Origin of the sequence: uncultured Algibacter sp. (genome assembly GCF_947495675.1) — a bacterium.
Taxonomy (GTDB): Bacteria; Bacteroidota; Bacteroidia; order Flavobacteriales; family Flavobacteriaceae; genus Algibacter_B.
In genome coordinates this window covers 96,692-109,239 of sequence record NZ_CANLZX010000009.1, presented here as the reverse complement: position 1 = coordinate 109,239, position 12,548 = coordinate 96,692, and the positions used below count along the sequence as shown (strand labels likewise).

Genomic DNA, 12,548 nt, shown 5'->3' with positions numbered 1-12,548 from the left:
TATTGGTAATTAGTTGTTTGTAATGAATTTTAAAAAACAGGTATTGGGGTGTGTCTATAGGGTAATAGTTGTATTTTATTAATTCTTGTCCATGCTTTGTCTATGTTATAAATTAGTTTTCAGGAGAATTAGCATCTAGTTTTGAAGTGTTGAATCACTAAAAATTTAGAAATTATGAAAACACAGCTATTAACATTTAAAAGTATTTTTTGCAGTTTATTTTTTGCAGCTATTTTATTGTCCTGCAATTCTTGTAGTAAAGAGAGTGACGATGACACATCTAATAATCAAAACAATGAAGATGTTGAAAGTATTAATGATTATATAACATCCTTAAGTTATAATGCAGACGAATTATTAGGAGTTCAAGATACAGGCGGTGTGCCATCAAAGCATACAGAAGGAACTAGTGAATCTGATGATACTAATATTTATGGAACTAATACAAATACTGTTTGTACAACAACTGATTATAATTTAAAAACAAACTTTGAATCTATAGCCATTTTAAAACCCAATGATGGTATTATTTGGCCTGGAGCTTTGGTAATTGGAGATGAATCAATGAGAGGTGGTGTGCCAAGTCCCTTTACATTAAGTAGGGCCCCAATGACCATAAGAGTAGATCTGCCAGGAATTTCAGATGCAGGAACAGTAGAAATAGAAAACCCCAATTGGAGTAGTGTGGACGCAGGAATTGATAAGGCATTAGAGTGGTGGAATGCAAATGCGTATGAAGAAGGTTATGTAAACCCAGCTAGTCAGTATTCTGAAGCAAAAACTTCGTATAGCTCAATGCAAGCAAGTATAGAGTTAGGTCTTAATGCGTCTTGGTCATCAAATGAAGTGGCTTCGCAATTTAATTATGAGACTACAACTAAAAAAAGAGTGGCCATGATGTCGTTTAAACAGATATTTTATACCGTAACCATGGATTATCCAACAAACCCAGCAGACGTATTTGCAGAATCTGTTACATTATCGCAAGTGGAAAGTGCTTTTAATTCTAGTACACCACCAGCTTATGTACATTCAGTAAGCTATGGTAGAATTATTATGTTTAGAATGGAATCTAATTACGAGATGTCTAAGGCAGATTTTGAAGGGTCTTTTGAATATGCTGCAGGTAGAAAATCTGCATCTGGAGATGTTAAAACAAAATATCAAAATATTTTAGAAAATTCTAATATCACAACCGTAGTAATTGGAGGAAATGCCGAAGTAGGAGCAGAGGCTGTTTCTGCTAAAGACTTTGGAGACCTTGAAGTGATAATAAAAGGAGAAAATGCAGTTTATTCTAGAAATAACCCTGGTGTACCTATTTCGTACTCTATTAGGTTTTTAAAAGACAATACATTAGCAAAATTAGGGTATAGCACAGATTATAAAGTTGTAGAATGTGTTACTACAGGTAAAGTACACAATGAAATTATTTTTAAAAATAGACTTTCTGATAATTTTAGAATAGGTGTTGAGTATAAAACGAATATACCTGGAGAAAACAATGTTACTTATGATGATATTGATTGGAAAAAAAACACTAATGATGGTGCTACAACTTCAATTTATCCACCAAATGGTGCTTATGATATTTACTATCATGTAGAACGTGATAAATTTGGATCTAGTAGTGGATATGAAGCGAAATTAAAAGATAATATTGGGGACCATGTACATGACTATGAGGATTGTTGGGAGTCTTACAGAAAATGGGGATCTGCCGAAGTAAGAGTTTGCGAATAAAAATAGAGTTGGCAATTTAATACAGTCAGCACCTAAAGTTGTGATTCAGCAACTTGGTGTTGGCTGTTATTTATTATTCTAAATGCTCAGTTTTTACTTCGTATAAAGTTACTTGAGCTGTTTTAACATAGTCGTCATGCCAACCATAATAATTACCAGTTTTAAAGTAGTTTTCGTGACCATAGCCATTACCTACGTAATCGTAAATTAAAGTGTAATCTGTATTAATGCCTTTAGCTTCACAAACTAAAGCATAGTAAAATTTACCGTTTTCAATTTTTATTTTAAACGTGAAAATTTCATTATCTACTTTTCCTACATTTATTTTGTCATCAAAAGCGCTTGTCCAAGGTTCGCCAGCATCTGGTTTTGTATAATAATCAACTTGAATTTCTCCGCTATTCCAACGTATTTTTACTGTAGCAGGAGCTCCTTCTAAACCAGTAGTTTCTTTACCGTGTATTTGCGCTACAATTGTTCTACCGTTTCCTTCAACAAAATCAACTTTTAAGGTAGTTTCTAAAATATGTGTACCAGTTTCCATTGGCCAATTATCAGAAGTTGATTGGTTGCCTTTCCAGAATTCTCGTAGTTCGGTTCTACAATATTTATCTCCTAAAGCAGATAATCCAGATGTGGTAAAGCCAGTAAACTTAGTAAACATAGTATAGCTGCCATCTTCATTCTTGTAAAAATATTCAGATTGAGCAGTAGTTAATGTGTTGTTTTCAATGGCTTCATAATAAATTGAAGTTGCTTTACCATCTCCATTGTTAATAGGAACAGATAGGTACCAGTTTTTCCAAACAATTTTTGGAGTTTCAATTATTGGAGTTTCTTCTTCAGTAGGTTCGTCAATAATTTCAATTTCTTCTTCATCTTCTTCTATAGTTTCGATATCCGATTCTTGACTAGAACTACAAGCATAAGTGAACATTACTGAAATTAATACTAAATAGATTAGGTGTTTTTTCATTTTATAGCTTTTTTATTCTAAGATAGACAAATGTGCCTTATTTTTTAGCTTCTACTAATTCTAATAAATCTAATGCGACATTGGTTGTGAAGATACCGTAATTTACAATAGCTTTATTTTTTTCAATGGTATCAATACTTCCAATAGCTCTTCCATCATGCATACGTACGCGATCTCCAACTCTTAAAATCGGTTTAGGTTTTGGTGCTTCAATGGCTTTTTGTTTTGCTATTTTTTTCTTTTTTCTAATTACATTTACTTTCTTTTCAGCTTCTTGCTTTACTTGGTTTTCCTTATGCTTTATAGCTTTTTTTTGTTTAGCTGTAACTTTTTTGCGTTTGGAGTTTTCAATCTGAACTACTTTAAATAGTTCGGACATTAATTCTTTTTTCTGCTTGTTATCAAAGTACTTTTCGGCAATATCATTAACCTTTTGCCCTAAGTATATTAAACGTTGATTGCTATCATATAATTCTTGATAGCTTTCAAGTTTCTTTTGAATTTTGGCATTTATTTCTTCAAGCTTATCGGCTTCTTCAAGTTTTTTCTTTTCGTTTTGTTTTAACGATTGCCCTGTTTTTTCAAGTCTAGAGCGTTCTTTTTGAAGTTTAGCAATGGTAGCATCAAAACGTACTTTACTGCGCTCTATCTTCTTTTTGGCACGGTTTATTAAGCTATAAGGAATACCGTTTTTTTGTGCAACCTCAAACGTAAAGCTACTTCCGGCTTGACCAATAACCAATTTAAAAAGTGGTTCTAAACTACGTTCGTCAAATAGCATGTTTGCATTTAACATATGTGGTAACTCATTAGCTAAAATTTTTAGATTTGAATAATGAGTTGTAATAATTCCGTAAGCTTCACGATGGTAAAACTCTTCAAGAAACGTTTCAGCTAAAGCACCACCAAGTTCAGGATCACTTCCTGTTCCAAATTCATCAATTAAAAAAAGCGTGTTTTTGTTACACTTCTTTAAGAAATAATTCATTTGCTTTAAACGATAGCTATAGGTACTTAAGTGGTTCTCAATAGATTGATTGTCGCCAATATCACTTAAAATCCTATCAAACAAACACACTTTACTCCGTTCGTGTACAGGAATTAACATGCCACTTTGTAGCATAACTTGTAATAATCCTACGGTTTTTAATGTGATACTTTTACCACCAGCATTTGGTCCAGAAATAACTATAATGCGGCTATCTTGTTTTAATTCTATAGTTTGTGGAAATGTTTTTTCTTTTTTTTCTAAATTATTTAAATAGAGTAGTGGGTGGTAAGCATCGCGTAAAAACATGCTTTTATCTTCTGAGAATTCAGGAAGAATACCATTCATTGCTTTTGCATATTTTGCTTTCGCAGAAATAACATCTATATCAATTAATAATTTTTGGTAATCTTTTAATAACGGTAAAAATGGACGCAAAAAATCTGTTACTTCTTTTAAAATTCTTATAACTTCTTCTTGCTCTTCGTATTCTAAATTATTTAGTTCTCTACTATATTGTAAAGTGGTTTCGGGCTCAATATAAACGATACTTCCTGTTTTACTACCGCCCATTATAGAACCTTTAACTTTACGTCTGTACATTGCTTTTACGGCTAGTACACGTTTGTTGTCTACTACAGATTCTCTAATATCATCTAAATACTCTAAGTTATGGTAGGTGTTTAATGCGCTACTAAAACTTGCATTAATCTTGCCTTTAATTTTGTTTATAGATTGGCGTAAATCAAAAAGTAAATTTGAAGCATTATCTTTTATGTCTCCAAATCTATCAACAATACCATCAACCTTTTCAATAAGTATTTTAGTGACTTCTATGTGTGAAGCAAACTGGTTTAAATTTGGGTAATATTCTTCAAATTTCTTTAAAAAAGTAACAATTTCATTTACAGTAATTGACATGGCTACTATTTTTTTTAAGCCATGCACTTCTAAATAGGTGTTTTCAATATTTAAAAGTTGTATTTCTTTGGCAATAGTGTCGAAACCATGATTTGGTATACGATTGTCGTTATAAAATGAAGAAACGTACTCATTGGTTAGGCCAAGTGATGTGTGTAATTCTTCCTTTGTTTTATAAGGTGAAATCTGTAATGCTTTTTCATGCCCAAGTGGTGTAATACAAAGTTCGCTAACTTGTTTTAAAACCGTTTGAAATTCTAAATCTTGTAATGTTTTTTCGTGGATGTGAATCATTCCTTGCTATGCGTTCAAAATAATAAAGCTATGCAAAGTTAAACATTTAAAGGTTGATTTTTACTATTGAGGTAGTAAGTGTTAAATTGTTAATTAACAGTAGTATATGGTTATTTAACAAAACAATAACACATGTGTAAGGCATTTCTATTTAACTTGATGACTCCCTCAACAGGTCATCAATCAAACTATAATCAGTTGTTAAAGGCTCAATCAAAATATTGATTGAGTTTTTACTTTTATTATTCTACTGTAAACCTGTAAATACTATTTTCGTCGGAATTTCTAATTTTAGATGTAATTAGTAACTGGTAATTATCTATGGTATTGCCATAGATTTCAATCTGATTTATATAATCTGTATTTGGTGATGCTAAGTAGTAAGATCCTTTTTCTAGTAGCTTAATCCCAAATTTACTTTTAAAGTCAATATCATTATCATTGTAATTGTTTTTAACTTCAATAAGGGAATCATAAGTATTTTCAACTGAGCCATTAATAACTATTAAGTTGTCGTTTGTTACTGTAATTTTTACAGGTGTACCAAAGTTTGTTTCTTTATAAAGAGTCATATTATAAAATAAAGATGGGGCTTCTTCAGTTATTAGGTAATCGGTTAAGTTTATATCAATGCCATCAATTGTTTTTTGAATATTATTAATTACTGTATTTATGTAAATAGTGTCGTTTAGCTGAAAGGTGTTTTGGTCGTTCTCAATGTTAATTAAATGGTCGTTTTGAATTTGAATGGATTCGTAATTATAATCTTCTTCAGGAGGACAACAAAGTCCAGCACACAACGATACAGTAATTAAAACAAACGTAGATATGATTTTCATAAGTAAACTTTGTTTCTAGATACAATAGTATTTAAATAGTTGCGTCTTAACCATGAATAGTTTCAGATTTTCCGTAATTCTGAATGACTTCAGCTTCAAAATCAATAAGTTCTTGCCAGCGTTTATCTACATCTATGCCTTCGCCATATTGTCTAGCAAACCCAATGAATGTTGTGTAATGCCCAGCTTCACTAATCATTAACTCATGATAGAATTTAGATAGTTCAGGATCTTTTATTTTTTTAGAAAGAAGCTTAAAACGTTCACAGCTTCTGGCTTCAATCATGGCTGAAAATAATAATCTATCTACCATGCTTTGCTGTCTGCTACCGCCTTTGTTCATAAACTTATAGAGTTCGTTAACATAACTGTCTTTACGCTCTCTACCTAGTTTGTAACCACGCTCTTTTATAATATTGTGCACCATTTGAAAGTGTTCTAATTCTTCTTTGGCTAATTCTAGTAAATCTGTAACTAATTTTTCATGCTCAGAATTATGTGTAATTATAGTTATGGCATTGGTGGCAGCTTTTTGCTCGCACCAGGCATGGTCGGTTAGTATTTCTTCTATATTCGATTCTACAATATTTACCCAACGTGGATCTGTTGCTAATTTTAAACCAAGCATATGTTTTGTTTTTTGTAAAAGTAGTTAAATGCTAAACAATCTTGAAAAGATCTTATTAGATTATATAAACTTCTGGACAAGGTTTGATTTAGGCGGGTAAGACGCGTTAGGGATAGGAGTGTATAGCCCACAGCCTGACGAAGGAAGTGCGAGGACTTGGAACGGATAGCCCGACCCCTTATGGGTAACGCCCAAATTATTGAAATGAGTTTAAATAATTATATTATTGTTTTTGTAATAATACCACCCAGCTTGAGTTTGCGGTATTTGGTGCGTTGCCAATAGCAATTTTTTTGCCAGCCGATATTTTTGATATAGAGCCGTTTTGCAATTTACCACCGCTTCTTGGGTTAAACCACTTTATTTGATACGTGCCTGTGCCAGAAACGTCTATGTTTGTTGTACCTCCGTTGGGAAGGAATGCTATGTAATAGTCTTTATTATCGGTTAATAAATAGCCATTGCTTATGTTTGAATCGTTATTGGTTAAATTCCAAAACGGAATATTATTGTTTTCAAAAAAATCTTTAGCGTATTTCATTCTTTGGTAGAAAGCTGTGTGTAGGGTATAGTTGTCTACAGTTATATCTCCATTATGTGAGTAGTAATGAATACCTGCTGCTCCTGCTGTAATACAGGCCCAAAGCGAATTGTTAGTCCATGTTTCGAGGTCTGGTAATTTATTACTGTAAGGCTCAGAATATCGAACTATCCATTCTTTTTTATTGGTTGTTGCTAGGTTTTTTACTGTTTTTATTTCATCATGACCATGAGAAAATGTTTGGTAATTGGCTTGTAAGGAAATTGTTGTTAATGCAGATGTTTCTGGTATAGCAGTTAGAGCGGGGTAAAGGGTGAAATCTTTTGATGGCCCGTTGTGTATGCTTATTAAATCGTTATAAGGACTTAAAATATCAATATATTTTGCTGCTTCTTGAACTTGTGATGCTGTAAATTGATCGCCGCCACTATTCCAGTTTGCTTCTTCGCCAATATTATATATGATATTTAAGTAACCAAATCTAGCTACCATTTCTCTGTAGTATAATTTTCTGCTGTTTGAGAAGCTCGTTCTGGATACTTGTTCCTGATCTTCAAACCAATTGCTATTCTCGGTTTCGCTTAATACCAATTCGGCAACTATGCCTTTTTTGTACATGTGATCAAAAACAATTTGCCATTGGTCTAATTTAGAAACATCATAAGTGGTATAATCGACTTTGTTTGGGAAGGGATATGCATTTTTGCCATCGCCTGTTATATTCATAGTTAAAAAATAATGTACATTCATACCTTGATTTGCAAGGTAATTTACAGCACCGATAATTGCTTTTCCTTTATTATTTTGCCAGCTAGGGTCTCCATTTAGGTAGTTTGCAGCCACTTCTAAATAATCATGACGAGCATTGGTAGCATCAAAATCTTCATATTCTAAAAAAGTTTCAGGACTGTCTGCTCCAACTTCAAAATAATAAGAACCATTATCAAATTGAGCAAAATCTTTATTAGCGTATTGTAATTTTCCTTTTGCTCTAAAATCATTACCTGTTTTATCGGTTTTAGTAATCATAATCGTTCCAGAACTGCCATCTATAGAGGTTGCACGACCTTGATTTGGATTTGTGCTAACCGCTATGTTTTTTCCTTTTCTAAAAGAGACTTTGTAAGTCCATTTTCCAGCTTGATTCGGTGTAAAATGAACACGCCATTTATTACCGTAGGTTGCTGATGTTTCTGCTGCATTACCGTCTGCTGCAAAATATCCGGGTACGATATAATCCTGGTTGTCTGGACTTGTAAAGGTTACATTTAACCTATATTTTAAATAGGTTTTTGGTGCTTCACTTAGTTTTGGACCATTAAAAGTTAAAGTTGTTTTATGATATTGCTTTAATTCACCAGTTACTTTTTGCGAATACATGCTGTAATGCATACATGTTGCCAGTATCCAAAGCAAACTTTTTAAGTATATGATTTTCATTTAATAAATGCCTTTTCTATAGTTATAGAATAACTATTATTTTACAATACTAAAGTAAATAAAAAGAGTTAGTAATTCTAGAATATAAAAATTGAAGTATTTTTTATATTAATTTTGTGTTGCTTTGATATTAAGTATGCCAATGGTTAATAGGTTTAACTTATATAATTCCAAATGTTTTTAAACTTGCTAAGCTGTTTGTACGTTTTTAAAAATACTTGATTTTCTGGAAGCGCAAGTGAAGGATCTATTTTTAAAACAGATTTTGCATGATGTCTAGCTAATTGCAAAATATCGTTATCCTTAATAATATCTGCTATTTTTAAGTTTAAAACACCACTTTGCTGGGTTCCCATAATATCTCCGGGGCCTCGCAATCGCAAATCTACTTCGGCTATTTCAAAACCATCATTGGTTCTTACCATAGTTTCTAAGCGGGTTTTACTATTAGTACTTAATTTATGACTCGTCATTAAAATACAATAACTCTGTTCTGCACCACGGCCAACGCGGCCGCGTAATTGGTGTAATTGCGATAAGCCAAAACGTTCTGCGCTTTCAATAATCATTACAGAAGCATTAGGGACATTTACTCCAACTTCTATAACAGTTGTAGCCACCATAATTTGAGTTTCACCTTTAATAAAGCGTTGCATCTCATAATCTTTGTCTGCGGGTTTCATTTTTCCGTGCACTATAGAGGTTTGATATTTTGGCATCGGAAAATCTCTAGAGATACTTTCATAACCATCCATCAAATCTTTATAATCCATTTTTTCATTTTCTTGAATTAAAGGGTAAACGATATAAATTTGTCGTCCTTTATCAATTTCATCACGAATAAATTTGAAAACATTTAATCGGTTTTTGTCATATCTATGAACCGTTTTTATAGCCTTTCTACCAGGTGGTAATTCATCAATAACAGAGATGTCTAAATCACCATAAACAGACATGGCTAATGTTCTAGGAATTGGTGTTGCAGTCATAACTAAAACATTAGGGGGAAGCGTGTTTTTCTTCCATAATTTAGAACGTTGTTTTACACCAAATCGATGCTGTTCATCTATTATGGCGAGCCCCAAATTTTTGAATTTTACTTTGTCTTCTAGAAGGGCGTGTGTGCCAATTAAGATGTGTAATTCGCCATTTTCTAAAGATTCATGAATTTTTTTTCTTTCTGAAGTTTTAGTTGAACCAGTTAGTAATTTTATATTGATATTCAGTTTATTACACCATTCAAGTAAACCATTATAGTGTTGAACTGACAAAATTTCAGTAGGGGCCATTAAGCAGGCTTGAAAACCATTGTCAAGCGCGATGAGTATTGACATGAACGCTACAATTGTCTTTCCAGAACCAACATCGCCTTGCAAAAGTCTATTCATTTGTGCATTACTACCTAAATCGGCTCTAATTTCTTTTAAAACGCGTTTTTGTGCATTGGTTAATTGGAATGGTAAATGGTCTTTAAAAAAGGTGTTGAAAAATGTGCCAACTTGATCAAAAGGGAAACCTTTAATTTTCGATTTATGAATTAAATTTTTAATGATTAATTGTAGTTGAATATAAAATAGCTCTTCAAATTTTAATCGAAATTGAGCTCTTGAAAGTAGCTCTTGATTCTTGGGAAAATGCACATTAAAAAGTGCCGATTGTTTATTGATTAATTTTAATTCTGAACGTAAATTATCTGATAACGTTTCGTTGAATTTCCCGTTAGTTTCAATAAATAATTGTTGCATGATTTTGTTAATCACACGATTTGTAATGCCCTTATTGTTTAATTTTTCTGTTGAAGGGTAAACAGGTTGCATGGCAGAACGTAAATTTTTATCATGCTCTTCCTGTAATTCCAATTCTGGATGAGCCATATTAAATTTACCACTAAACCAATTTGTTTTCCCAAACGCAACATAGGTTTTATTTAGTTTTAAGCTCTCTTTAATCCATTTTTGACCCCTAAACCAAACTAATTCCATGGTGCCAGTTTCATCTTGAAACGTACCTACTAGCCTTTTTCCACGTTTTTGAGCTACCTCTTTAAACCCAGTTATCTTACCAATAACTTGTACATCGGCGTTGTTACGTTGTAATTGATTTATTTTGTAATACTGTGTTCTGTCAATATATCTGTTTGGAAATAAGTTGATTAAGTCTTGATAGGTGTGTATACCCAACTCCTTACGTAGCAAATCGGCACGATTTGGACCAACGCCTTTTAAATAATCTATTGGAGTTTGTAGGTTTACAGACATAGAAGCGAAATTAAGAATTTCAATTAAAAAAAAGACTTATTAAATTCTTAATATCAAGTTGATTTTAGCAGATTTTTATAGGTATATGAGTTTACTTTTTAAAAATTGTTTAAAAAATTAAAATATAGTCAATAATTATATTTCAATGGTTAAATTTGATATTCTTAAAAGTTAATTAAAGGTATAGGGATTGATGAGAAAACTCAACGAATTTATTTGGGAAACACATGGTATCCATGCAGGAACGGAGCAAGATCATGTTAAACATGGTATTGATAAATTAGAAGATATAGTTGATAAAGCTATAGAGGCAGGCAACCCGAGTATTACATTCATAATTCATTCGCCACGACTCACAAATTTTCGTTATACAGCAGAAAGAGATACAAATGTAAAGTTTATTCGAGGCAATAAATCCTATTTAAATTACCCAAAACGTATTGCAGACCTTCGTGAGAAATATGACGGACAAATAAATATAAAATACGGTGTAGAGTTAGAGTGGATGGGACCAGATATTGGTTTACAATGGAGTAGATCAAAGATTTTTCAAGCAGAAGATGCAGATTATGTAATAGGTTCTGTGCACTTTGCGCCCGAAGGGTTACCCTATGATGGTTCTAAAGAGGAAGCTTTAGAATTGTTAAAGTTAAGAGGGAGTTTAGAGGCTTATTGGGGCGGATATTTTGATGAAATGACTCAAATGATTGAATGTTTTGGTGATATGATTCAAATTATTGGTCATATAGATTTGCCTAAACTCAATATAGAAATGCCTGATGCTTTAGTGAATTTTGAAACTAGTGCACATCCGTTAGCTAATAAATTTAGAACGCTTTTAGAGCTTATTGCCGATAGAAATTTATCTTTAGATGTTAACATGGCTGGTAAGTTTAAGGGTGTTGGTGTATACCCAGTTCAAAGTATATTAAGACGTGCTAACGAGCTTCAAATACCTGTATGTGTGGGTACAGATACTCATCATGTGCGTTATTATGGTTTAAATTATAAAGAAAGTTTAGAGTATATTCAAGAAGCGGGTTACGAAAGTTATGTGAGTTTTTCTAAGTTAATTCCAGAGAATCGTACTATATATGATGACCACGAATTAAAAGTGAAATACACCGTTTTAAATAAAGGTATAGAGTTATTAAACCAACGATTAGATGATAATCAAAGGCGAATTATTCCAGATTTCTCATTTGGTGGTTCTTTTTCTGAATTTGTGGATTTATATAGAAGTGCTACCGGAATGGGTGATTATAACGCTATTAGAATCCGTAAATGGGGTAAATCAATAACGGTTACTAACGAAATTCCTAAAAACACACAAAAAATTGTTAATGGATTATTTTCTAATCACTTAGATAAACCTGGGGTTATTTCTTCGTTATTTAATACGCTAGCTTCAGAAGGAATTAATGTGGAAACTGCACGATTAAAATCTAATAAAGATGGAACTGCTGTAGCTTTCTTATCTATTGATAATAAAAATGGAAAAGTTCAAAGTGCTATAGACTTCACTAAAGGAACTGATACAGGACTTTTTAAAGAGTTAGTGTACCAAGAAAATGCAGCAATGCCAAACTATTATAGTGAAGGTGTGTATTTGCTTGAAATGGATGGTGTAAAATTAAACTTAGCATTAAGCGATAAGGTTATTTTAACAAAACATCATAATGCTCCTGGGGTGTTGTTAATATTATTATCTGCTTTAGCATCAAGAAATATAAATATTAAAGATTTGCGCTTAGGTAAATTGAATGATGTAGGGTATTCGGCACTAGCAATTGATGGTGATAGTAATATAATTAGAAATTTATTATCAAAATTAGGAGATCAGTATTACGAAGCTAATTTAATTGAGTTTCATAGTTTTTAACAAATATTATCTCATTTGGAGTAATCTTTGTTATATTT

At 32.3% G+C, this 12,548-nt stretch carries 8 protein-coding genes; 2 read left to right on the top strand and 6 right to left on the bottom strand.

The features are described from left to right. Positions 1–174 precede the first annotated feature (174 nt). Complete coding sequence (locus tag Q0842_RS08115) at positions 175–1,743, top strand: thiol-activated cytolysin family protein (RefSeq protein WP_298496601.1); 1,569 nt, start codon at positions 175–177, stop codon at positions 1,741–1,743. A gap of 73 nt (positions 1,744–1,816) precedes the next feature. Here the strand turns inward: Q0842_RS08115 and Q0842_RS08110 are convergent, their stop codons facing one another. The 6 genes from Q0842_RS08110 to recG all read right to left on the bottom strand — a co-directional run bounded on the left by Q0842_RS08110 (position 1,817) and on the right by recG (position 10,628). After that, positions 1,817–2,719 (bottom strand): polysaccharide lyase family 7 protein, encoded by a 903-nt coding sequence (locus Q0842_RS08110; protein ID WP_298496598.1) that lies wholly within the window; start codon positions 2,717–2,719, stop codon positions 1,817–1,819. Positions 2,720–2,756: 37 nt separating this feature from the next. Next, positions 2,757–4,922 (bottom strand): DNA mismatch repair protein MutS, encoded by a 2,166-nt coding sequence (locus Q0842_RS08105; protein WP_298496595.1) that lies wholly within the window; start codon positions 4,920–4,922, stop codon positions 2,757–2,759. Between the two features lie 242 nt (positions 4,923–5,164). Next, positions 5,165–5,761, bottom strand: a complete 597-nt coding sequence (locus Q0842_RS08100; protein ID WP_298496592.1) for a hypothetical protein — start codon at positions 5,759–5,761, stop codon at positions 5,165–5,167. 46 nt (positions 5,762–5,807) lie between these two features. Continuing rightward, on the bottom strand, positions 5,808–6,389 hold the full coding sequence (locus tag Q0842_RS08095; protein ID WP_298496589.1) for a tRNA-(ms[2]io[6]A)-hydroxylase: 582 nt from the start codon (positions 6,387–6,389) through the stop codon (positions 5,808–5,810). A 223-nt stretch (positions 6,390–6,612) separates the two neighbouring features. After that, positions 6,613–8,370: a DUF5060 domain-containing protein gene (locus Q0842_RS08090; RefSeq protein ID WP_298496587.1), complete on the bottom strand. Its 1,758-nt coding sequence runs from the start codon at positions 8,368–8,370 to the stop codon at positions 6,613–6,615. A 155-nt stretch (positions 8,371–8,525) separates the two neighbouring features. Continuing rightward, entirely contained in the window at positions 8,526–10,628 is a 2,103-nt protein-coding gene (gene recG, locus Q0842_RS08085; RefSeq protein ID WP_298496585.1) for an ATP-dependent DNA helicase RecG, read from the bottom strand. 193 nt (positions 10,629–10,821) lie between these two features. On the opposite strand from recG, the gene Q0842_RS08080 reads away from it, so the two are divergent. Then, a complete protein-coding gene (locus tag Q0842_RS08080) occupies positions 10,822–12,510 on the top strand; it encodes a histidinol-phosphatase HisJ family protein (protein WP_298496583.1) in 1,689 nt (562 codons plus the stop codon). Positions 12,511–12,548 lie beyond the last annotated feature (38 nt).